This is a genomic window from Streptomyces sp. NPDC002785 (assembly GCF_040295565.1).
GTDB lineage: Bacteria > Actinomycetota > Actinomycetes > Streptomycetales > Streptomycetaceae > Streptomyces.
This window is the reverse complement of the sequence record NZ_JBEOVN010000057.1, coordinates 16,235-36,802: the sequence shown is the minus strand read 5'-3', so window position 1 is coordinate 36,802 and position 20,568 is coordinate 16,235. Positions and strand designations below refer to the sequence as shown.

Sequence of the window (20,568 nt, the reverse complement as noted above, 5' to 3'; positions counted from 1 at the left end):
GGTGCGGCGGGCGAGTTCGTCGTAGGTCCAGCCGCGCGAGCTCCAGGCGGAGGGCGGTGAGGTTCGGGTCGGGCGGGAAGGTTGTCACTCCCCCATCCGAAGGTGCAGACCCCTGCCCTGCCAGTGCAGACCTCTGCCCTATTTCTGCAGGTGGCCGCGTTGCATGCAGGGCAGATGTCTGCACTGCGGTGTGCCGCCGACACCCCTCCCCTCACCCCCAGGGGCGGGTCGGCTCCCGGCTGAAGGCAGGAGGAACGGGCGCCCCATGAGGCTGTGCACCCTGCGCCCACAGGTACGGCGCACCTGGACCGTGGAACTACGCCCCCAGCGGTGCAGGACGACGAAGCCGGTGGTGTCGGCCTGCGCCTGGACCAGCTCGCTCAGGGCGTCGGCGAAGGGCTGGGCGGCGGTGTCGGCGGGCATCGCGGCGGCGGCCTTCCTGAGCCGCTCGTGCGCGGCGGGGAAGACGCCTTGGGCCCACGCGTCCTGCTCTCGGACCCGCTTGCTTCCCTCCTCCATGTTGATCTGCATGATCGCGAGCGCCGGGCAGTCGGGGTTGTGCCAGGTCTCGCTGATCCCGCCGCTGGTCTTCACGTATGTGATGCGGGTGTTGTCGGGGCCCGGCAGGGCGAAGCAGTCGACGCGTTCCGTCTCCGGCTTGTCGGTCATCGCGGAGCTCCCTTCGGGTGGAGGCAAAGCCTGCCATCCCGATCAACGGGCGACCAGGGGTTTCCTCCGCCGCCGCAGCCCGTCGGCCCCGGGGCTCGAAGCAGACCTCTTCCCCTCGGCTATCGCGTGGGAAAGAGGTGTCCGCGCACGGGACCGGCTTGCCCACAAGGGGTGACCTGCAGAAATGGGCGGTGTCCGATTTGGGGGGTCCACACCTCCGGCAGTACCTCCGGTCCCCCGCTGAAAGCAACCGTCCAGCCCACTGTCCAGCCGCCCTTGGGTGCAACCCCCTCCCCGGCCGCACGGCACCGCTCCGTCAGGGCCGGGCAAGCCCCTGGCAGTTCAGTCAGCCCGGATCGCGGGTGCGGCCTCCAGGCGATCCAGTCGTTCGTAGAGGGCGCGGACGAGGCGGGCGCGGTTCTGGACGCATCGAACGGTGCCCTCCAGTGTCGTGGACAGACGGCCTTCCGCCTCGCGCAGGACGACGTCCGCGAGCGCCCGGGGGCCGCTGTCCTTCGGCAGCTGGTCGGCGCGGCGCCGGACGTCGGAGGCAATAGCACGGGCGTGTCCGGTGAGCTGGAGGGCGATCTGTTCGTAGTCGCGTTCCGCCAGCGCATCCGGGCCGGTCCACGCCAGGACTGCCTTCACGAGGCACTCGTACGGTTCGCGGTCGAGCGGAAGCCCGGCTTCGATCAGTCCTTCGGGGTCGTACAGGACCGTGTGCGTGCTGGTGTGCATGGCGGGCCTCGCTGCTGGGGCGTCATCGCGCAGGTGGCCGACGGTCACCGCTGGGTGTCCTCGCCGCCGTCGGCCCCGTCGTCCTGGTCCCCGGTCCGCTGGGCGAGGAACCGGGCGAAGCCCCGGTCCGCGCGGGCCAGCAGGGCCGGGGAGGGAAAGCCGTAGGCGGGCAGCTGGAGACCGCGGCCTTCCGACGGGGCGGTGGTGTCGGTGTGTGCGCGCATGCGGCCCCGCCTCTCCGGCTGGTGGTCCGTCGGTGCCTTCGACGCTACGCAGATACGTGCCGCGCCCTCAACGAAGTTGCGGAGAATTGCGGAGGTTCACTCCAGGGCGTCGATCGCGGCCCGGATCAGGGCGCGGGCCGTGTCGCCGTAGACGGCCATCTCCGCGAGGCCGACGAACGCCTTCGCGTAGTCGGCGAGCTCGCGCGGCTGCTTCACCTTGATCTCCGCCGTCAGCGTCTCCGCCACGGCCATCGTGTCGTCGTGGACGTAGAACGCCCGTACCCTTCAAGCAGGCTCGATCGGGCATGAGTTGCAGCCCCGGTACACCGGTGCCGCTGCTCGCCTTCGCTGCTAATTAAGAGCTGCGATCAGGATCGCTACAGTACGGGCGTGCAGGTGGGCACCCGGTCGGGCTGTAAACTCCGCGTCCTGCCAAGAAGGCTGGATGCGACTAATGTCTGCCTGCCCATCAAAGGGCTCACCGTGACTCCGTCGGCCGGCCTTCTGGGTGCCCCGGAACTGCTGATTAAGAGTTGCGATTCGATCGCTTGTACGGACTTGCCGGTGGGTGCCCTTGCTGTCTGATGATCGTTGTATCTACAGCCAGAAGGTTGGATGCGACTTTAGAACGCCTGCCCATCAGAGGACTCCTGGAGACTGCGTCGGCCGACCTTCCGGCCACCCTCACTAACTGATTAAGAGCTGCGACTCGATCGCTTGTACGGACTTGCTCCGGGGGTGGCCTGGCGTTCCCCGTTCGTGATCGACCTGGAGAGACGAGATGACGCAGCGGCCACCGCAGGTATGGGCCGGGATCGACATAGGCAAAGGACACCACTGGATCACGGTGGTTGACAGCGACGGCGAGCCGCTGTGGAACCGCAAGGTGATCAACTCCGAGTCCGACATCCTGACCGTATTCGGCGAGGTTATGGGCATCTCGGACCATGTGACTTGGGCTCTCGATCTCATTGACGGACCGGCGTCTCTGCTCTTGGGAGTCCTGGCTAATCACGGTCAGAACCCGCGGTACGTCAGCGGCTCGAAGTTCGCGGCTTTCAAGAAGAGCTTCAGTGGCCAGGGCAAGACCGACTTGAAGGACTCGTACGTCATTGCCGAGTTCGCCCGCTGCCTCCGGCGGCAGACCGTCCCTGTGCCGGCGCCCCCCAGAGTCACGAAGGAACTCACGCTCATCCTGGCCCACCGCAACGGCCTCTCAGCCGAACGTACCAGGACCATCAACCGCATGAGAGCTCTACTCACCAGCATCTTCCCGGAGCTGGAGCGATCCTTCGAGTTCGCTGGGTCCGAGGGGCCGCTGGTGCTCCTGTCCGGCTATCAGACACCTGCGGCCATCCGGCGTATGGGCGAGAGCAGGCTCACTGCCTGGCTCGCCAAGCGTGGGGTGAGGAAGGCGGCCGTTATCGCAGAGAAGGCCGTGACAGCCGCTAAGTCCCAGGAGTCAGCGGCCCGTGAAGAAGACCTGGCGGCCGAGCTGGTGGCTGAACTCGCTCAAAAGATCACGGAGATGAACACTCGACTGAAGGAGCTGGAGAAGAAGGTCAAGGAACTTCTCTCCCAGCACCCCCAGGCGCCCATTGTCCTTTCCATGCCTGGCTTCGGTGGAGTTCTCGCGGCCGAACTTCTCGCGGCGATCGGTGATATCTCCAGGTTCCCGACCGCTGGGCGGCTCGCCGTCGCGTCAGGGATGGCCCCCGTCTCCCGTGATTCCGGATCGAACACCGGAAACCGCCTGCGCCCGACCCAGTACAGTCGCCCCCTCCAGCGGGCATTCTTCCTGTCGAGCCAGATCGCGTGCGGAACCGCGGGAACGTGGGAGAACGAGATGTACCTGCGCAAGTACAAGGGCTACATGCACGACAAGGGCCGCCACAAGAAGGCCGTGATCGCTGTCGCTCGCCAGCGAGTCTCCGTCCTGTGGGCCATGCTCCGGGACGGTCGGCTTTACGAGAAGGACTACAACCCCCGCGAGAAGTCTTGCCGGAGAGGTTCAGGCGGCTTGACTTAACCCATTAAGAGTCTCCAGCGGCCACACGGTGCGCCGTGCGGTGAACGGGATGATTCCCAACGAGACGGAGGCGAGCGGCATCACGGCCAGGAGGTGGCGCAGCTGCCCGCGCATCGCCTCGGGGTCGGCGGTGCGGTAGCGCAGGACGGACTCCTCCATGAGGACGACATAGCGGTGTCCGCCCTCATAGAGGAACCGGGAGCGGGCGACGCGGGCGGCGACCGCTTCGGCGACGTCGTCGGGGGTGCCCTGGAAGGCGGTGATCTGGTTCATGAGGGCCGTCGCGAACGCCGGCGTCTACAGAAAGCCGGGCGGCACGTTGGAGAGGTAGACCCGGCAGTGGCGGGTCTGCTCGTGGAGGGCGTACCAGTCCTCCTGGACCTGGCGCATGCCGTTGCGGTGCAGCCGTCGCCACTCCAGATACATCGAGTCGACAGCGCGGGCCGTGGCGATCAGGTCGTCGGCCTGGTCGTCCGCGCCGCACGCCATGCACCAGGCCCGGATGTCCGCGTCCGAGGGCAGCACCGCGCCCTTTTGGATGCGGGTGGTCTTCGCAGGGTGCCAGCCGCACCGGGCGGAGAGCTCCTTCCCGGTGAGGCCAGCGTCCTTGCGCAGGTGCTGCAACCGCACGGCGAGCGCCTCGCGGGCCCCCTGTGCGCTGGATGATGGGGAGGCGGTCGTCATGAGGTGGCGGCCCTTGGCTGTGCGTCGGTCAGATGCGGTAGTCGGCGTGCGCAGTGGCCAGGTCCCACACCGAGCGGAACGCCTCGGCACACAGCTTGACCGCGCTGGGGTCTTCGGTGTGGTCGGGTTCGAGGGCCTGGCCGTCACCGGAGAAGATGTTCCACCGCACGACCTGGTCGTCGATGAGCCAGAAGTCGTTGCCGGGCAGTGCGAGCGTGGAGGCGCGGCGGCGGGGCAGCCAGCGGACTTCTTCGCCGGCGCGGAGGTTGGCGTCGGTGATGGCGTGCTCGAAGCGGATGTAGTCGGTGACGGGCTCGGAGATGATCCGGGCCCGGCGGACCTTCACCCCGCGGGCGACGGTCCGCTCCACCAGCGGCAGCCACCCGCTCCAATACTCCGAGTTGTCCGCGGGCACGGTCCCGTCGCGCAGGAACGTGTCGTAGACCTCCCGCTCCTCCCCCACGGCGTAGACGTCCCGCAATTCCAGGTGCAGGGCGTGCTGCCGGGCGGAGTCGAGCAGGTCCTCAAAGCTGGGAGCCGGCGGCTTCTGCGGCATCACACGCCTTCCTGATCTGCGACACCATCCGGACCGGGATACGGATGACTCCCTCGTCATCCGCCGGCGGACTGTCCTGACTACAGGCGGACCGGGTCGCCGCGTCGGCGAACTTGCCCTGCAGAACCAGTTCCGGCCCCTCAGCGGTGGTGGTATCCACCCACACCGCAGGGCAGTTCCCTCCACCCGAGTTCGGATCCGTCCCGAAAAAAACTAACGCCATGATCGCCTCCCGAGCGAGCCGGTTGCACATAGTTGCGCACCGACCGTCCCGCGCCCTGCCGTCGGGGGTCAAGAGCACAGACAGCACCGCGACCGGTTCGTGTGACACCAGGGGCCAGGTCGTCGTGGAATGCCTGATCAACGCCGCAAGCGGCAAGGGGGACCGGCCGCGCCGGGACCTCTTGCCGGTCGGCAGCCTTGTGTGTCGCGGCGGGGCAGGGAGCGCTACCGCGGCCCGCGAGGCGGTCTTGTGCCGCCGCTCACGCCTGGCTGAGGCTTGGCTGATCACACGTGAAAGGGGGACCCCGATGGGACGGTTCAAGGCGAACAAACCGCGGCGCGACCGGCAGCAACAGGCGCAGCAGCGGTTCCACATCGACGACCGGGCTGTCAGCCAGGCGGAGATCCTGGCGGCGGGTGCACAGCTGAGTAACAACGTCGATGACCACGGCCGGCTGCTCTACATGGACTCTCCCTCGCTCGGGCTGGGGCAGGTCGTCACCGGCATCGATCCGGACACCGGCAGCGTGCAGACCACCGACGGCGAGGACCCGATGCCGGTGGCTCTGTTCGAGCCGGAACGCGCGATGATGTCCCGGCTCCCGGGCGGCGAGCCCACGGAGATCCAGGTGGAGGGCGCGATCTCAGCGGGACTGCGGCGCTTCCCCCGCGGCTTCGCCGATCTGCGGACCATCCCCGGCTGGGCCCTGCACCGGCTCTCCGACGACCGGATCGAACTGCGTTCCCCGGACGACGGCGTCTACTCCCGCATCACCGTCCCCGCCTCGCCCGGCTGGTACTCAGCTGCCCTGCACCACGGGTACGTCGTGTGCTTCTACGGACCTCAACTCGGAGTACGTACTCCTCCGGGAAGCACAGCGGAGCAGTACAACGACGCCGAGCGGCTGGAAGAGTTCCGCACCGCCCGGGGCCGCGGCCTGGTCCCCGGAGGCATCATCGCCTACCGCAACAACCGCTGAGCGACGCCGTTCCTGGGGCTCACCTGCCGGAGCGGGTGAGCCCCAGCACGAGCGGCGCCTCTCCCAGCGGGCCGTCGGCGATCTGGAACCGGTGTGCGGACAGGATCGCGCGCAGCGCCTGGTTCATCGCGGCCTGCTGCACGTCGCACAGCCCGGAGGGAAGACGGCGGGCCTGCGGGTCCTGCTGCCACTGCACCATCACCGATCACGACATCACCGAGCGCAAACGTCGGTCACATCGGCCGGTCACGCCAACAAGGCAACTGCGGGCCCTGTACACACATTTGAGTGACACACATCAGGCCCGCGCCAAATGGGCACCGGCCTGATGTTTGTCCTACTCCCCCGCAGGAAGCGCGTCCGGTCTCAGACGCCGATGTCGCCGCCGTCCTTGCGCCACACGGCGACGACCGACGGGCGGACGATCTTCCCCGGTCCGTCCGGCCAGCTGCTCGCCGGCTTCTCGACAGACGCGCCGTCGATCTCACCGGGGTGCTGCACGGCGACCAGGACCCGGCGGTCCTGGATGAGCGGACCACACGTCTCGGCGCCGGTCGGAACAGTCAGGAACTGCTTCAGCTCACCGCGCCGCTTGCCCTGCGTCGCGACCCCGAACAGCCCGTCGTGCGAGCCGAGCTGGTTGCCGTCCGTGGAGATCCACAGGTTGCCGTGGTCATCGAAGGCCACGTTGTCCGGGCAGGAGATCGGGCTGACCTTCTCCTTGGGAAAGCCGGCGAAGTACGTGGCCGGGTCGTTCGGATCGCCCGCGACGAGGAAGAGGCGCCAGGCGAAGCCGTCACCCGCCGGATCGTCCCAGTTCTCGGCCAGCTCCAGGATCTGACCGTGCTTGTTGGCGTTGCGCGGGTTCGCCTCGTCCGCACCAGCCTTGCCCGCCTTGCCGCGGTCGGAGTTGTTGGTGAGCGCGATGTACACCCGGCCGGTGCGCGGCGAGGGCTCGACGTCCTCGGGACGGTCCATCTTCGTGGCACCGACCTTGTCCCCGGCCAGGCGCGTGTAGACGTACACCTCCTCGGCGGTCATGCCGGGCACGTGCGAGGTGTTGCCCGTGGCGAGCGGGATCCAGACGCCGCTGCCGTCGAACTCGCCGTCAGTGGGCAGCTTTCCGGTGCCGTCGATCTCGTTGACCGGCGAGTCACCGCTCAGCTTGGCAACGTACAGCGTTCCCTCGTCCAGCAGCGTCAGGTTGTGCTCGCGGGCCGCCCGCGAGTTCCCCTTCTTCATCCGCTTGCTGGAGACGAACTTGTAGAAGTAGTCGAACTTCTCGTCGTCGCCCATGTAGACGACCGGGCGCCCGTCGGAGGTCAGTCGGGGCTGCGCGGCCTCGTGCTTGAACCGGCCCAGCGCGGTCCGCTTACGCGGGGTGGAGTCCGGGTCGTACGGGTCCAGCTCGACGACCCAGCCGAAGCGGTTGGCCTCGTTTGGCTCCTGGGCCAGATCGAAGCGCTTGTCGAAACGCTCCCACTTACGCTCCGTGGCACCCGCCGCGATGCCGTACCGCTTGTGCATGTCGGTGGAGCCGTTGGCGAAGTACTGGTTGAAGTTCTCCTCGCCGTGCAGGGTCGTGCCCCATGGCGTAGTGCCACCGGCGCAGTTGTTGAGTGTACCGAGCACCTTGCGGCCACTGAGGTCGGCGGACGTACGGAGCAGGGAGCTGCCTGCTGCCGGGCCGGTGACCCGGAACTCGCTGGTCGCGGTGAGCCGGCGGTTGAGCGGGTGCCGACTGACCGGACCGAGCTTGCCGGTGCGGTGCTCCTCCTGGACGACGACTACGGAGAGTCCGTGCGCGGCCCAGGCGATCTCAACCTGCTCACGGGTCGGGTTGGCCGGATCGTACCCACGGAACATCAGGATCTCGTCCGTGTACTCGTGGTTAGCGACCAGGACCTGACGACCGCGCTCACCGCGGAGCGGGAGCAGGGAGAGGAAGTCGTTGTTGTAACCGAACTGGCCCGCCTGCGCCTTCGCGGACTGCTTGTCCGGGTTGAAGGCGGGGGCACCGCGCAGGATCGGCTGGCCCCAGCGGATCACCACGTTCTGGCCGTATCCGTCCGGGACGGTGACCTTGTCGTTCTTGTTGGGCGCCACGGGCAAGAAGCGCAAGCCACGGGCTCCCGAGATGGTGGGCCGCTGCGGGTGGCCGGGCTTGTGTCCGTGGCCGGCGAGCGCCGCAGCCTCGGCCTGCGGAGCGGCCGGACCGGTCAGCGCGGCGGTCCCGGCGGCAGCGGCAACGGTCACCACTGCGGCGGCACGCATCATCGAGCGACGCGACAGGGCACCGGCGATGACATCACCCGCGTACTCGTTGTCGCTGGTGTTCGGTATCTCCTTGAAGCAGGCGTCACCGCAGCGGTAGCGGCAGGTCAGCGCAGAGCGCCCGCCCGGGTGCGAGCTGATGAGCGGCAGTAGATTGCGCACGTGGTTCCCCTCCATCTATGTGTCTTGCGTGACGGTAGGTGTGCATCCACGCGGTACGACGGACTCTCGGTGAACGGACAGTGAAGACCGGGACACCGCTGGGCGCTGTCACGTTGACTGACCGGGTGGGGTGATCTCCTGGTTGGTCATGCTGGGAGGTTTGACGCGGCAGCCGGCTCGATGGAGCACATCCCGGACACGGTGGCGTCGAGGTCCTGGGTGGCCAGGGTAACCGGCCTCCGCGACGCCTGCCCCAAGAGCGAGGCGGAAGGACAGGCGCCGCCACCCGGCCTTGTACGAGCGGCGCCGTATGCGGCCCTCCACCTTCGGCAGGACCCTGGTGCCCGAGCGCCAGAACGTGGCATCGGTGCGCCTCACACCATCCGGGTCCCGGCCGGCCAGGACCCGGCCGATCCCGAACATGAGGGATTCGGCTTCCTTCTCCACCTGCTTGTCGAACTTCGTCTGTGCCATGGCTGTGCCCTTTCGATCTGCGTCCCGGCACCTCACACCCGGAAGCGGACACGAACCGTAAATGCTTTGGCCTGTGGATAGAGTCCGGCGCCGAGCCCCTCGTTGTGGAGACCCCGGCGCGACCGCGACAGCGCGGTGACCGCGACGAGTGCATGTCAGTGGCACGCCCTACGGTGCGTGCCCATGACACGCCGCACCCGTTTCCTGGTCATCGAGCACCCAGCCATCGCCGCTCAGTGGCACCCGGATCTCAACACCGGCCTGGACCTGGCACGGATCGGTCCCGGCTCCCACAAAGTGGCGTACTGGCAGTGCGACGACGGGCACGTCTGGCAGGCTCGGGTCCACTCCCGCGTCGCCGGGAGCGGCTGCCCCCAGTGCGCGGGATACGTGCTGCGCGGCCGGACCACGCTCAGCGAGCACTCACCTGGCCTGATAGCAGAGTGGCACCCGCGCAACGAGGCCCCGCCGGATCAGTTCGGGCCCGGCTCTCACCACAAGGTCTGGTGGCGCTGCCCGGTCGGGCACGAGTACCAGGCGCAAATAGCCAACCGCAGCCGCGGCACTGGCTGCCCGGCCTGCTCCCGGGCTGGCCGGGATGTCCCGGCCGGGCTTCTGGCCGACATGCCAGAGCTGTTCGCGCAGGTGGATACCGACACCGCACCTGCCGACGTGGCGGAGCTGCTGGTCAACTCCCCTGTGCGGCTGGGATGGCGTTGCTCCCTGGGCCACCGATGGGAGACCAAGGTGAGACACCGGGCCATCGCCGGGTCGGGCTGCCCGCACTGCGCGAGACGGCAGCATTCTCCCGCCCTGCCAGACGCGCGGCCGGATCTGGCTGCGGAATGGCATCCGGCACGCAACAACGAACTGACGGCCGGTGCTGTCACTACCGGTTCACATCGTGTGGTCTGGTGGACGTGCGCCGTTTGCTCCGGCGAGTTCCGGGCCAAGGTGTTCCACCGCGTCCGCGGAGTGACCGGATGCCCCACCTGTTCCGGGCCGGGTGCGCTACCAGGATCTGGCGAGCGAGAGCCCCGAGGTCTCCGCCCTGTGGCACCCGTCTCTGAACAGTGCCCTCACCCCATCTGAGGTGACCGCCGGAGCCAACGTGCCTGTCTGGTGGCTGTGCACCGCCGGACACGAACCATGGTCCGCGCAGGTGGCGCATGTGTTTATGGGGAGGCAGGGCTGCCCGCACTGCCGTAAGCGTACAAGCGTCTCCCGACAGGAGACGGAACTGTTCGCCGAACTTCAGCTCGTCCTCACCGGCGGAGAGCAGCAGTACCCGCTCCGGACCGAGCACGGCCGCCGGCTCGACATGCTCTTCCCCGCAGATCACGACCAGGCTGTGGCGGTGGAGTTCGACGGCTCGTACTGGCACCGGGATGCAGCCGAACGCGACCGGCTGAAGGCGGAAGCCGTGGAGCGCAGCCGCCCGACCTGGACGGTGGTGCGCGTCCGGGAAGAACCACTCCAGCTCACCCGGAGCAGCGATGTCGCCGACCCCTTCACGGCCGCCAGCATCGTCCTCGATCACATCATGTCGCTGAAGGCCTGGCCCACTGGGATACGCAAGCGCGCCCGCTCCTACATCACGGGCGGGCGTCGCCTCGGAGCGGAGCTGGCGGAAAGGCTCATCACCGAACTCCGGCCCGCCACCGTGCCGACCACTGATCGGACGGTGCCTCAGCCCAGCGTCGGCCGGATATCAGGCATTCAACAGTCCTTGTGGTGACGGCGCTCTGGGCGGCGCACGTCCGGTGCGGGAGCTGGCCGGGGTTGAGAAACGTCGTGGCCGTAGACCTGCCCGTTCAGCAGCTGCTCATCGCCGTTCATCCAACCAGCCTTCCAGCCACCACCGACAACGCGGGCTTGCCCAAGGCCACCTTGGGCTTGCCCGCGTGGTGGTCGCCGCGGCTGACGGGTCAGGTGCGGAAGCGGGAGCGCCAGCGGCCGGCCTTCTGCGGGGCGGCCTCTTCCTCTGTCTGTTGGCGGAGGCGCACCTGATCAACCTCCGCGCCCACTACGGCGGCCCGGTCCTCCGGTGGGAGGTCCGGGCCGTCGTCCGCAGCGGTCAGGGTGTGTCGCCGGAGTAGTGGAAGCGGCACACCACACCCGGGCCACCGCCCCAGCTCGGTGGTCAGGGCGACGCCGTCGTCGACTTCCTCCGGCCGCCAGCCGGTGATGTCGAGCAGCAGTCCGTCCAGCGGTCCGCCGACGAGTGCGGCGTACGTCTGGTGCGGGAGCGGGCCGGGGTTGGGGTCGTCGTGGTCGTGGCCGTACACCCGGCCGCGCAGCAGCTGCTCGTCATCGGCGTTCATCCGACCAGCCTTCCAGCCGCCACCGACAGCGCGGGCCGCGATGGCCGGCGGGCCCGGCCCGGTGGAGGCCGGGCCTGCCGTGCTCACCGCGCCTTCGGCAGCGAGGCCAGGGTGCGGCGTTCCTCGCCGTGGCTCTTGCCGACGACCCGCCACACCGGCCGGTCAGCCCCGTCCTTCGTCAGCAGGGGCAGGGTCGTGGTCGCCACCGTGAGCCGGTAGTCCACGTTCGAGACACGGCGGGCGCGGTCGTGGAAGGCGGCCTCCCTCGTGGCCGGGGCCGCGCGGCGCGGGGCTGGGGCGAAGACGAACAGCACCGGCGGGAAGGGCCGCTCCAGGGACGGCCCGGCGTAGGTCTCCTGCCAGTGGGAGCGCGGGGCACGGGCGGCGTTCCCGTGTCCGGACGCCGGGGCGTTGCGGTAGGCGTCGTAGCGCTCCAGCTTCAATGCTCTGCTCACGAACGCAGTGATTTTCCACAACGCCCTGGACATCGCCGAGATCGTGCGGCAGCTGCTGGAGGAGGGCTGGACGATCGCTCCGGAGGACCTGGCACACATCTCGCCCTACCTGACCGAGCACATCAACCGGTTTGGCGAGTACTCCACCCACGAACTCGGCATCCAGCCCGAGGAGTACGACCCGAAGCTCGACGTCGACTTCACCCCGGCTGCGCGATGAAACCGCGACCGCCGACGGCTTCGGCCAGGCTGCCTGAGCCGGCGTACGGCCCTGAACCCGATGGACGTGTGACTGGAAGGGGCTGTGGTACCCCGGGTGTTTGAGCCCCGGGGCACCACAGGAGGGGTCAGACGCCGAATGCGGCGGGGTAGTGGATGGTGCCGGTCGGGACGGGGCGGGTGTCGTCGAGGGCCATGGCCATCATTGCCTCGTCAGGTGCCTCGAAGGGTGCTTGGATGCCAAAGCGGGAGGCGGGGGTGAAGCCGAACCGAGGGTAGTAGTCGGCGTGTCCCAGGACGAGGACGAGGTTTTCGCCCATGGTGCGGGCGGCGTCGAGTGCGGCGCGGATGGCGGCGGAGCCGGCGCCGGTGCGCTGGGCGGAGGGCAGTACCGCGCACGGTGCCAGGGCGAGGGCGGGTACGCCGTCGACGTGGCATCGGGTGAGCAGCGCGTACCCGAGCCGGATGCCGTCGGGAGTAGCGGTGACCATCGACAGTCCGTCGATCCATGCCTGCGGGTCGGCGCGCAGGGCGTCGACGATGTCGGCCTCCTGGGCGGTAGGGAAGGCCGCGAGGAGGATGTCGCGGATGGCGGAGATGTCGTCGGCGGCCTCGGGACAGGCGGTCCAGGTGGTCATGGTTCCGTTCTCGGTGGTGTCGTGGGGGTGGAGGAGGTAGGCGGCGTAGTCGTAGTCGCTGCCGTGTTCGCGCCGCATGTTGATTTCTGTCCGGTGTGCGGCCAGGGCCTGCGGCATGCCGGGGCGCTGCGCGTCCGCTCGGTCCATCCGCTGAGTGAGCGGCGTGTAGTACTCGTCCCACCAGTCGCTTTCCGGCAGCGGCCAGTGCGCGCGGAGACGGTAGCCGGCGGCCTGTGCGGCGTCGGTGTTCGCGGCGTGGGTGCGCAGCGGGTAGGCCGCGTCCCAGTAGGCGCGCGCCGGGGCAGCGGGGCTGGGCACGGTCCATTCGATTTCGGTGACGACGAGGACGCCGTCCGGGGCGAGCAGGCGACGCCAGGCGCGCAGGGCGACGTCGAAGCCGATGGTGTATACGGACCCCTCGGCCCAGATCACGTCGAAGCTGTGATCGGGGACGGGCAGCCGGTCCATCGAGCAGTTGACGACCGTGACCTGGTCGCTCAGGCCACGGCGGGCCGCCTCGGCGGCGAGGCCGTCCAGGTACGGCTGGTGCAGGTCGACTGCGGTCACGTGCGCGCCGGCTTCTTCGGCCAGCAGCAGGGTGGAGCGGCCGGGGCCGCAGCCCGCGTCCAGCACCCGCGGGTGCTCGGGCAGCGGACCGGCCATCTCCAGCAGGCGCCGTGTGGTGGCGTCCGAGCCGGGGCCCTGCCGGGGCAGGTCGTGGTGCAGGGTGAAGAACGCCTGCGTCCCCGGGTCGCTGCCGGGGGCGTGGTCGGGGGTGTCGCTGTTGTTCACTGCTGGCGCTCCCGGAACTGGTAGGTGGCGCGCAGGTGCCGCGTGATGTCCTTCTTGGCGGCCTCGCGGTCGGCGCGCATCCGGGCGTCGGTGCGGGAGGCGGCGTAGGTGTTCTCCCGCAGCAGCTGGCGGTAGCTGTTCAGACGGCGCTGGGGAATCTCGCCTGCCTCGACGGCGGCCAGCACCGCGCAGCCGGGTTCGCTCACGTGTGCGCAGTCCGTGAACCGGCAGTCCTGCGCGAGGTGTTCGATCTCGGCGAAGGTCTGCTCCAGCCCGTCCTGGGCGTCGTGCAGACCGATCGCACGCAGACCGGGGGTGTCCAGCAGGACACCCCCGCCGGGCAGCGGGATCAGCTCCCGCCATGCGGTGGTGTGCCGGCCCTTGCCGTCCGCGTCGCGCACGGCGCCGGTCGCCAGCCGCTCCTCGCCCAGGAGCTGGTTGCCCAGGGTGGACTTGCCCGCTCCGGAGGGGCCCAGCAGCACGATGGTGCCGTTCAGGACGGAGGTCAGGGTGTCCAGGCCCTGCCCGGTCACGGCGCTGGTGACCAGCACGTCCACTCCGGCGGCCACCCCGGACACCTGGGCCTGAGCCGAGGGCACGTCCGCGCACGCGTCGGCCTTGGTGAGCACCACGACCGGCTGGGCGCCGCTCTCCCAGGCCAGGGCGAGCATGCGTTCGGTCCGGCCGTGCTTGAGCGGTGCCGCCAGCGACACCGTCACCACGACCGTGTCGACGTTGGCGGCCAGGACCTGGCCGTGCGAGGTACGCGAAGAAGACGAGCGCACCAGGGCGTTACGCCGCTCCAGCATCGCGTGCAGCACCGGCGCATGGCCGGTGGTGACAGGGCGCAGCGCCGCCCAGTCACCCGTGCACGGCGCCGACAGCGGATCACCGTGATCGGCGGTGCCGGGAATCTGCGCACGGATGATTCCGGCGTCGGTGACTGCTTCGCACGAGCCGCGTTCGGCTCGCACGATGCGGGCCGGGATCAGCCCGGCAGTTCGATGGGGTGCGAAGGCGTGCTCACACGCCTCGTCCCAGCCGTAGTCCACCAGGGAATACGGCTGAGCATGATGCGAAAGGAGTTGAGACAACGTAGAGACCCTTGAACAGGGACCCCGATCGGCACAGAGGATGGCCTTCCGCGAGCCGTCAGAGCTCTTGCGGGGGCATCGACGTCAGGTCAGACCAGGGCCCGGGACGTGAGGATGGTCCGGCGGGCACTGCACACGGCAGTGGCCTCTGCGACAGTCATCAACTCACCTCCCCCTTCTGGTCCCGCAGTTGACCCGGTTGTCTCTGCGCCGCTGATGCTAGCACCTCCATTCCCAGCGTCGGACGATGCCGGAAATGGAGATGCGCCCGCTGGCGCACGGTTCAGCTCCGGCGGCGTGCGGCGGGGTCGCGTTCGGCGACGTGCCGGGCGACCGCGTCGACGCCTGGGCGTGCGTACCGCTCCAGGGAGCGGACGGAGGTGTGGCGGGAGCGGGCCAGCAGCATCGGTGTGGAGGTGCCGCCCTCGGCGTCGTGTATCAGGGCGCTGTGGCGGAGCCGGTGCAGGGTCCAGCCGTCCAGGTTCTCGATGTCCTCGGGTGAGGCGAGGGGGTTGGCCAGCGGCTGGGTGTTCTCCTCGAAGATCTCCTCGGCCCGGCGGTAGGAGAGCCGGGCCCGGCCGGTCTCCGGGCACACGTCCAGCTGGGTGTTCCGGCCGGGGCCTTGCGGTCAGTGAGGAACAGCGGGCCGCGGGTACGGCGGGCGATGAGCCGGGGCAGCAGCTGGGCGGTGCCGGACTGCCAGTGAATCCACTCGGTCGCCCCGCCCTTGGCAGTGATCTTGCCGCGCTTGTCCTGCGGGTACAGGTCTTCCACATTCAGTCGCAGCACCTCATCGGCCCGTGCGGCGGACTCGTAGAGCATCTTCCACTGCGTCTTCTCCCGGAGCCCGACGTCCAGGCGCCACAGGGCGGCGATCTGGTTCTCGGCCAGCGCCTTGGTGCGGTCCGGCGGCGCCGGCCGCCGCTCGATGCCGACCGTCGGATCGCCTTCGATCCAGCCCTGGCGCTGCCACCAGCCGATCGCCTTGCGCGCGATGGACAGCTCCCGGTTGACGGTGTCGGCGTCCATCTCGTCCGCCCGCGCCGCCGCCAGCTCGGCCAGCACCTCCGGCAGCACCGGATCGTCGATCGCAGCGACAGGGAGGAGCGGCGGCTTCGCACCGCGGCGGGCCGGACCCGTCGGCGCGCGTTCGCCGGCGAACATCCACCCCCACGTCGTCAGTGAAATCCGGTAGATCCGCGCGGAGGACTTCGCGATGCCCGCGCCGGTGAGAAACCGCTCGACCGCCGTCGTGTACGTGGCCGGAGGGGCGGACATGGGCACGACGCGGGCCCGCGGCAGCCGGAGCGCGCCCCCGCTCCCGAGCTCGGTCACCGGTGTGAAAGTCCGTAGTCGCGTGCACGGATGAGCTGGGGATTCTCCGCCGAGCGCAGGGAAGTGCGAACTTCCAGACGGCCCGAAGTCGCCTGCACTACGGTTGACTTAGCCGTAGTCGTGTGCGCGACGGGGGCTTCCGGATGGTCGATAGACGGGTGGCCGAGCGCGGGGTGCTGACCGCGCCAGACGAGCTGTGGGATGCCGTAGTGAGGCAGGCCGCAGTGATAGGCCCGCTCGCCGAGAAGGACACGGTGGGGCTGGCGGACGCGGACGAGGCAGCCGCGATGCTTCAGATCTCCCGGCGCCAGGTGTACGTGCTGGTCGGGCGGTGGCGGGCGGGTGAAGGGGTGGTATCAGACCTGCTGCCGGGCCACTCCAGCGGTGGGCGCGGCGGTGGACGTCTGTCCGATGAGGTCGAGGCGATCGTTCAAGAGGTACTGCGCACCCGGTACCTGACGCGGCAGCGCCGAACTGTAGCGGTGATCCACCGGGAGATCACGCGCCAGTGCCGGGCTCGTGATCTGCAGGTTCCCTCCCGCGGGACGGTGCGACGCCGGATCGCACAGCTGGACCCGGTTGCTTCCGCCACCGCGCGGGAGGGAAGCGAGGCAGCCCGTCCGCTGCGGTCGGCGGGCGGCACGCCTCCCGAGGTCACCGCGGTGTTGGAGCAGGTCCAGGTCGACCACACGCCGGTGGATGTGATCGTGGTCGACGAGCAGCACCGGCTGCCGATCGGCCGGCCGTATCTGACGGCGGCGATCGACGTGGTCAGCCGATGTGTGGTGGGCCTGGTGGTGACGCTGGAGGCACCGTCGGCGACCTCGGTGGGGCTGTGCCTGGCGCATGCGGCCACCGACAAGCGACCGTGGCTGGAGAGGCTGGGGGCCGAGGTGGTGTGGCCGATGAGCGGCAAGCCGCGCGAGCTGTATGTGGACAACGCCGCAGAGTTCAAGAGTGAGGCTCTGCGTCGCGGTTGCGACCAGCACGGCGTCAGGCTGCGTTACCGGCCGCCCGGCCTGCCGTACTTCGGCGGGATCATCGAGCGGCTGATCGGCACGATGATGGAGATGGTCCACGAGCTGCCAGGCACCACGTTCTCCAATACTGCCGAGCGCGGCGCTTACGACAGCGATGCCAAGGCCGTTTTGACCTTAAGGGAGTTGCAGCGGTGGCTGGCCTTGGCGGCGTGCTGCTACCACGGCCAGGTGCACGAGGGGTTGAGCCGCACCCCGGCGGGGGTCTGGGCGGAGATGGCCGCGGTGGCCTCGCCGGTGATGGTGACCAATGAGACCGCGTTCTTGGTGGACTTCCTGCCGGTGGTCCGCCGGACGTTGTCGCGGTCGGGGTTCGTCATCGACCACGTGCAGTACTACAGCGACGCGCTGAAGCCGTGGATCGCCCGCCGCGAGCGGCTGGGCCGGTTCGTCCTGCGTCGCGATCCGCGCGACATCAGCCGTATCTGGGCCCTGGACCCGGACCAGGACACCTACGTGAAGGTTCCCTACCGGACGCTGTCGAGGCCGCCGATCAGCGTGTGGGAGCAGAAGGCGGCCGCCACGCGGCTGCGCGAGGTGGGCCGCGCCGAGGTCGATGAGAACGCATTGTTCGCCATGGTGGTGCAGACGCGCGAGATCACCGAGGCCGCCGCGGCCAGCACTCGCAAGGCCCGCCGGGACCGCCAGCGCCGCACCGAGGCGCCGCCCGGTCCCCGGCGGCCGACGCCGCCTCAGAAGCCGCCTGCCCCGCCCGCCAACCAGGGCGGGGAGGCTGTGGCGAGGCCGTTTGAGGTGATCGAGCAGTGGTGAACGAGGACGAGCTGGTGGATCTGTCGCACCTGCACCCGGCCGCGCAGCAGATCGCGCGGCTGTCGGACGCCGAGCGGCTGCGGTACGTGCGGGCGGACCGGTGGATTGGCTACCCGCGCGCCATAGAGGCCCTGGAGCGACTGGAGACGCTGTTGTCGTGGCCGTCCAAGCAGCGGATGCCGAATCTGCTGCTGATCGGGCCGACGAACAACGGCAAGTCGATGATCGTGGAGAAGTTCCGCCGCACCAACCCGCCGATCTCGCACCCGGACCGCGAGGAGATTCCCGTGCTGGCGGTGCAGATGCCCTCCGATCCGTCGGTAATCCGCTTCTACACCGCGCTGCTGGCCGGGAGGGTGCCCCACTGCGGGCCCGCTACCGGCTGGCCGACGTGGAGCAGTTGGCGCTGCGGCTGCTGCGGTCGGCCGGAGTGCGGATGCTGGTGATCGACGAGCTGCACAACGTCCTCGGCGGACGCGGCGACCGCCGCCGGGAGTTTTTGAACCTGCTGCGTTTCCTGGGCAACGAGTTGCGCATCCCGCTGGTCGGCGTCGGCACCCGGGATGCCTACCTGGCCATCCGAGCCGACGACCAGTTGGAGAACCGGTTCGCGCCGCTGACGCTGCCCCGCTGGGAGGCAGACGCCGACGCCTGCTCGCTGTTGGCCAGCTTCGCCGCGGCGTTCCCGCTGCGCAGGCCCTCGCCGATCGCCACCGCCGAGATGGCCGGCTACCTGCTCACCCGCAGCGAGAGCACGATCGGCGAGCTGGCCCATCTGCTCACCGACGCCGCGGTGGCCGCGATCGAGTCGGGTGAAGAGGCCATCAACCAGCGCACTCTGCTACTGGCGCCGTACGACGGGCCGACCGAGCGGCGTCGGCTGTTCGAGCGCGAGCTGACGTGAGTCCACCGCGGCGCTGGCCTCTGCACCCTCAGCCCGGCCCTCTGGAGTCGCTGTCGTCATGGCTGGACCGGCTGGCCGGGCTGTACGAGATGCCGGTGAAAGACCTACTCACCCGCAACCTCGGTCTGGTCGACCTGGACGTCCCGGCAGACCTCGACTACGACCCGCCGATGGCGATGCTCACCGCGCTGGCCGAGCGCACTGGGGTCGAGCTCGCCCAGCTGCGGGCGATGACGCTGGTCGGCTGGGAACCGTGGCTGTTCGACAAGCTCACCGTGCCGCTCCAGGACACGCAGCCGATGTTCGACGCCTACGTCCGGGACAACTCCGTCCTCCTGGTTCCCGGGGAGGCCGGCACCAACCAGGGCGACCGCTGGAAGCGCTGGCCGGGACCATGGCTTGGATACTGGCCCCTGCACCGGGCCTGTCCCGTGTGCGCCGCCGACCCCGGGCGCGGGCGGGCCCTGTTGTGGCGGCTGCCGCTGATGACCGGTTGCGTCGAGCACGGGTGCCGCCTGGAAGACGCCACCGCGGTCGCTCTGTCCGTCGCCGTCGACCAGGAGGGGCCGGGCCCCGTGCCGCTGGCCGAACCGCTGGCCACCGTGGACCGCTACACCTACGAAGGGCTCACCACCGGGCGGGTCACCCTGCCGGGCCGCAGCGTGCACGCCGGGGTCTGGTTCCGGCTGCTGCGCTGCCTGCTGGACGAGGTCAGCCTCTCCCCGAGCGGCCGACGTAGCCACGGCCGGGCCACACTGGAACAGGTGTGGCAGGCCGCCGGGCTCGAAGAGCGCGCCGGGTTGACCACCTGGCGGCCGTACGAACACCTCAAGCCCGACGTCCAAGAGGCGATGTTGCACGCCGCCGGCACTGCCCTGCACCTGGTCGTCGATGGGACCATCATCGCCTTCGGCCGCCTCGCTTCCACGCTGCGGCTGGAGCACCGGCACATCTACGACGGCGACCGGCAGCCCCCGCACCGCAGTTCCTGGCAGGAGGCCATGGCCGAGATAGAGACGGCCCTCGTCCTGGCACGCACGGACCGAGACGCCGCCCGGCAGCTCTTGATCTTGCTCACCCTCGGCTGCCGAACCCTCGACCGGTTCGAAGAAGAGCGCGCCTTCTTGTTCGGCGTCGGCGTGCCCTCCGACTTCCTGCCCAGCGCCCGCGATCTCGGTCGCACCGACCTTGCCTGATGCGTGTTCCACATCCTTGGAAGTGGAACAGGACATCACACGCTCCGTCAGGAGGCGTGCATCCTTGGCCGATCGCACCGCCGATCGTTCCGAAAGTCGTTCCACAAGAGGCGTTCCGAAAGACCCGTACGGAGCCGACTTCCGGTACGGTGTGCCGCCATGGGAACCGACAACCGCCCCACGGGATACGCGCGGGTTTCCACCACCAAACAGAGCCTGGAACGCCAGCTCGACTCCCTCGGCGAGGTGGGCATCCCCGAGAAGCAGATCTACGTGGACAAGAAGAGCGGTGCCACCGTCGAACGCCCCGGCCTGGCCGACCTGCTCGCCTACGTCCGCCCCGGGGACACCATCGTGGTGCACACCCTGGACCGGCTCGGCCGCAACCTGCGCGAAGTCCTCAACCTCGTCCACGATCTGAACGAGAAGCAGGTCGGAGTGCGTTCACTGGCCGACCCGCTGCCGATCAACACCGCCAACGAGGGCATGGGCCGCATCGCCTTCCTGCTGCTGGCCCTGTTCGCCGAGATGGAGCGGACCTTCACCGCGGAGCGGGCCGCCCACGCCCGCGCCGTGGCCGAAGCGGCAGGCCGCCGCATCGGCCGGCCCGTTGCCCACCCAGCCGACAAGATCGAGTATGCGCGTCTGCTCCAAGGTCAAGGCGCCAGCTACGGGGAGATCAGCGCCAAGACCGGCATCCCCAAGACCTCCCTGCACCGCTACCTGAAGGGATAGCCGGGGTGGCCGTCGTATACGTGCTATCGGTCTGTTCCCAGAGTCGTTGGGGCCTG

General features: G+C 69.3%; 23 protein-coding genes and 3 pseudogenes. 11 read left to right on the top strand and 15 right to left on the bottom strand.

The window, feature by feature from the left end:
* Window positions 1-138: 138 nt before the first annotated feature.
* The 4 genes and pseudogenes from ABTZ94_RS16365 to ABTZ94_RS16350 form a co-directional block, all read right to left on the bottom strand.
* Window positions 139-669, bottom strand: a complete 531-nt coding sequence (locus ABTZ94_RS16365) for a hypothetical protein (protein ID WP_351201593.1) — start codon at window positions 667-669, stop codon at window positions 139-141.
* A 342-nt stretch (window positions 670-1,011) separates the two neighbouring features.
* On the bottom strand, window positions 1,012-1,407 hold the full coding sequence (locus ABTZ94_RS16360) for a DUF6415 family natural product biosynthesis protein (protein WP_351201599.1): 396 nt from the start codon (window positions 1,405-1,407) through the stop codon (window positions 1,012-1,014).
* 44 nt (window positions 1,408-1,451) lie between these two features.
* Window positions 1,452-1,631 carry a hypothetical protein gene (locus ABTZ94_RS16355; protein ID WP_351201591.1) on the bottom strand — a complete coding sequence of 60 codons (180 nt, stop codon included), beginning with the start codon at window positions 1,629-1,631 and terminating at the stop codon, window positions 1,452-1,454.
* Between the two features lie 96 nt (window positions 1,632-1,727).
* Window positions 1,728-1,913 (bottom strand): annotated as a pseudogene (locus ABTZ94_RS16350) (transcriptional regulator); the annotation flags it as partial.
* 499 nt (window positions 1,914-2,412) lie between these two features.
* On the opposite strand from ABTZ94_RS16350, the gene ABTZ94_RS16345 reads away from it, so the two are divergent.
* Window positions 2,413-3,660, top strand: coding sequence for an IS110 family RNA-guided transposase (locus ABTZ94_RS16345; protein ID WP_351201589.1), 1,248 nt, complete (start codon window positions 2,413-2,415; stop codon window positions 3,658-3,660).
* A gap of 12 nt (window positions 3,661-3,672) precedes the next feature.
* On the opposite strand, the pseudogene ABTZ94_RS16340 reads toward ABTZ94_RS16345, so the two are convergent.
* Both ABTZ94_RS16340 and ABTZ94_RS16335 read right to left on the bottom strand, forming a co-directional pair.
* Window positions 3,673-4,344, bottom strand: a pseudogene (locus tag ABTZ94_RS16340) (Scr1 family TA system antitoxin-like transcriptional regulator); the annotation flags it as partial.
* Window positions 4,345-4,372: 28 nt separating this feature from the next.
* Window positions 4,373-4,900: a DUF6879 family protein gene (locus ABTZ94_RS16335; protein WP_351201587.1), complete on the bottom strand. Its 528-nt coding sequence runs from the start codon at window positions 4,898-4,900 to the stop codon at window positions 4,373-4,375.
* A 530-nt stretch (window positions 4,901-5,430) separates the two neighbouring features.
* Here ABTZ94_RS16335 and ABTZ94_RS16330 point away from each other — a divergent pair.
* Window positions 5,431-6,102, top strand: a complete 672-nt coding sequence (locus tag ABTZ94_RS16330; protein WP_351201585.1) for a hypothetical protein — start codon at window positions 5,431-5,433, stop codon at window positions 6,100-6,102.
* A 19-nt stretch (window positions 6,103-6,121) separates the two neighbouring features.
* Here the strand turns inward: ABTZ94_RS16330 and ABTZ94_RS16325 are convergent, their stop codons facing one another.
* The 3 genes from ABTZ94_RS16325 to ABTZ94_RS16315 form a co-directional block, all read right to left on the bottom strand.
* Window positions 6,122-6,301, bottom strand: a complete 180-nt coding sequence (locus tag ABTZ94_RS16325) for a hypothetical protein (protein WP_351201583.1) — start codon at window positions 6,299-6,301, stop codon at window positions 6,122-6,124.
* Window positions 6,302-6,468: 167 nt separating this feature from the next.
* Window positions 6,469-8,538, bottom strand: a complete 2,070-nt coding sequence (locus tag ABTZ94_RS16320; protein WP_351201581.1) for a PhoX family protein — start codon at window positions 8,536-8,538, stop codon at window positions 6,469-6,471.
* A gap of 108 nt (window positions 8,539-8,646) precedes the next feature.
* A complete protein-coding gene (locus ABTZ94_RS16315) occupies window positions 8,647-9,012 on the bottom strand; it encodes a hypothetical protein (protein WP_351201579.1) in 366 nt (121 codons plus the stop codon).
* Window positions 9,013-9,195: 183 nt separating this feature from the next.
* On the opposite strand from ABTZ94_RS16315, the gene ABTZ94_RS16310 reads away from it, so the two are divergent.
* From ABTZ94_RS16310 to ABTZ94_RS16300, 3 genes and pseudogenes are all read left to right on the top strand, one after another.
* On the top strand, window positions 9,196-10,104 hold the full coding sequence (locus tag ABTZ94_RS16310; protein ID WP_351201577.1) for a zinc-ribbon domain-containing protein: 909 nt from the start codon (window positions 9,196-9,198) through the stop codon (window positions 10,102-10,104).
* A 1-nt stretch (window position 10,105) separates the two neighbouring features.
* A pseudogene (locus ABTZ94_RS16305) lies at window positions 10,106-10,165 on the top strand (hypothetical protein); the annotation flags it as partial.
* Between the two features lie 9 nt (window positions 10,166-10,174).
* Entirely contained in the window at window positions 10,175-10,750 is a 576-nt protein-coding gene (locus ABTZ94_RS16300; RefSeq protein WP_351201603.1) for a putative endonuclease domain-containing protein, read from the top strand.
* 190 nt (window positions 10,751-10,940) lie between these two features.
* Here ABTZ94_RS16300 and ABTZ94_RS37880 read toward each other — a convergent pair whose 3' ends face one another.
* Together ABTZ94_RS37880 and ABTZ94_RS16290 are read right to left on the bottom strand one after the other, a co-directional pair.
* Window positions 10,941-11,336 (bottom strand): hypothetical protein, encoded by a 396-nt coding sequence (locus tag ABTZ94_RS37880; protein ID WP_502967257.1) that lies wholly within the window; start codon window positions 11,334-11,336, stop codon window positions 10,941-10,943.
* 83 nt (window positions 11,337-11,419) lie between these two features.
* Entirely contained in the window at window positions 11,420-11,791 is a 372-nt protein-coding gene (locus ABTZ94_RS16290) for a hypothetical protein (RefSeq protein ID WP_351201575.1), read from the bottom strand.
* Window positions 11,792-11,798: 7 nt separating this feature from the next.
* Between ABTZ94_RS16290 and ABTZ94_RS16285 the strand changes: the two genes are divergently transcribed.
* Window positions 11,799-12,011, top strand: coding sequence for a Tn3 family transposase (locus ABTZ94_RS16285; RefSeq protein WP_351201573.1), 213 nt, complete (start codon window positions 11,799-11,801; stop codon window positions 12,009-12,011).
* A gap of 127 nt (window positions 12,012-12,138) precedes the next feature.
* Here ABTZ94_RS16285 and ABTZ94_RS16280 read toward each other — a convergent pair whose 3' ends face one another.
* From ABTZ94_RS16280 to ABTZ94_RS16265, 4 genes are all read right to left on the bottom strand, one after another.
* On the bottom strand, window positions 12,139-13,440 hold the full coding sequence (locus ABTZ94_RS16280; protein ID WP_351201571.1) for a GNAT family N-acetyltransferase: 1,302 nt from the start codon (window positions 13,438-13,440) through the stop codon (window positions 12,139-12,141).
* On the bottom strand, window positions 13,437-14,495 hold the full coding sequence (rsgA, locus tag ABTZ94_RS16275; RefSeq protein WP_351201597.1) for a ribosome small subunit-dependent GTPase A: 1,059 nt from the start codon (window positions 14,493-14,495) through the stop codon (window positions 13,437-13,439). Before rsgA ends, ABTZ94_RS16280 begins: the two co-directional genes overlap by 4 nt.
* A 322-nt stretch (window positions 14,496-14,817) precedes the next feature.
* The gene (locus tag ABTZ94_RS16270; RefSeq protein ID WP_351201569.1) at window positions 14,818-14,940 is read right to left on the bottom strand and encodes a PmrA; all 123 of its coding nucleotides are present in this window, start codon (window positions 14,938-14,940) and stop codon (window positions 14,818-14,820) included.
* A gap of 32 nt (window positions 14,941-14,972) precedes the next feature.
* A complete protein-coding gene (locus tag ABTZ94_RS16265; protein ID WP_351201567.1) occupies window positions 14,973-15,869 on the bottom strand; it encodes a tyrosine-type recombinase/integrase in 897 nt (298 codons plus the stop codon).
* Window positions 15,870-16,027: 158 nt separating this feature from the next.
* Here ABTZ94_RS16265 and ABTZ94_RS16260 point away from each other — a divergent pair, with 158 nt between their 5' ends.
* From ABTZ94_RS16260 to ABTZ94_RS16245, 5 genes are all read left to right on the top strand, one after another.
* Entirely contained in the window at window positions 16,028-17,677 is a 1,650-nt protein-coding gene (locus ABTZ94_RS16260; protein WP_502967256.1) for a transposase, read from the top strand.
* Window positions 17,671-18,123, top strand: coding sequence for a TniB family NTP-binding protein (locus tag ABTZ94_RS37875; protein ID WP_502967255.1), 453 nt, complete (start codon window positions 17,671-17,673; stop codon window positions 18,121-18,123). Before ABTZ94_RS16260 ends, ABTZ94_RS37875 begins: the two co-directional genes overlap by 7 nt.
* Window positions 18,069-18,581, top strand: coding sequence for a TniB family NTP-binding protein (locus tag ABTZ94_RS37870; protein WP_502967254.1), 513 nt, complete (start codon window positions 18,069-18,071; stop codon window positions 18,579-18,581). Before ABTZ94_RS37875 ends, ABTZ94_RS37870 begins: the two co-directional genes overlap by 55 nt.
* Window positions 18,578-19,777, top strand: a complete 1,200-nt coding sequence (locus tag ABTZ94_RS16250) for a TniQ family protein (RefSeq protein ID WP_351201565.1) — start codon at window positions 18,578-18,580, stop codon at window positions 19,775-19,777. Before ABTZ94_RS37870 ends, ABTZ94_RS16250 begins: the two co-directional genes overlap by 4 nt.
* A gap of 159 nt (window positions 19,778-19,936) precedes the next feature.
* On the top strand, window positions 19,937-20,512 hold the full coding sequence (locus ABTZ94_RS16245) for a recombinase family protein (protein WP_351201563.1): 576 nt from the start codon (window positions 19,937-19,939) through the stop codon (window positions 20,510-20,512).
* The last annotated feature ends 56 nt before the right edge of the window (window positions 20,513-20,568 follow it).

Excerpts from the sequence above, each read along its gene's own strand:
- ABTZ94_RS16315 (WP_351201579.1), bottom strand. The coding sequence starts at position 9,012 with ATGGCACAGACGAAGTTCGACAAGCAGGTGGAGAAGGAAGCCGAATCC.
- ABTZ94_RS16270 (WP_351201569.1), bottom strand. The coding sequence starts at position 14,940 with ATGCTGCTGGCCCGCTCCCGCCACACCTCCGTCCGCTCCCTGGAGCGG.
- ABTZ94_RS16330 (WP_351201585.1), top strand. The coding sequence starts at position 5,431 with ATGGGACGGTTCAAGGCGAACAAACCGCGGCGCGACCGGCAGCAACAG.
- ABTZ94_RS16325 (WP_351201583.1), bottom strand. The coding sequence starts at position 6,301 with ATGGTGCAGTGGCAGCAGGACCCGCAGGCCCGCCGTCTTCCCTCCGGG.
- ABTZ94_RS16245 (WP_351201563.1), top strand. The coding sequence starts at position 19,937 with ATGGGAACCGACAACCGCCCCACGGGATACGCGCGGGTTTCCACCACC.
- ABTZ94_RS16335 (WP_351201587.1), bottom strand. The coding sequence starts at position 4,900 with ATGCCGCAGAAGCCGCCGGCTCCCAGCTTTGAGGACCTGCTCGACTCC.
- ABTZ94_RS37880 (WP_502967257.1), bottom strand. The coding sequence starts at position 11,336 with ATGAACGCCGATGACGAGCAGCTGCTGCGCGGCCGGGTGTACGGCCAC.
- ABTZ94_RS16310 (WP_351201577.1), top strand. The coding sequence starts at position 9,196 with ATGACACGCCGCACCCGTTTCCTGGTCATCGAGCACCCAGCCATCGCC.
- ABTZ94_RS16365 (WP_351201593.1), bottom strand. The coding sequence starts at position 669 with ATGACCGACAAGCCGGAGACGGAACGCGTCGACTGCTTCGCCCTGCCG.
- ABTZ94_RS16360 (WP_351201599.1), bottom strand. The coding sequence starts at position 1,407 with ATGCACACCAGCACGCACACGGTCCTGTACGACCCCGAAGGACTGATC.
- ABTZ94_RS16345 (WP_351201589.1), top strand. The coding sequence starts at position 2,413 with ATGACGCAGCGGCCACCGCAGGTATGGGCCGGGATCGACATAGGCAAA.
- ABTZ94_RS16355 (WP_351201591.1), bottom strand. The coding sequence starts at position 1,631 with ATGCGCGCACACACCGACACCACCGCCCCGTCGGAAGGCCGCGGTCTC.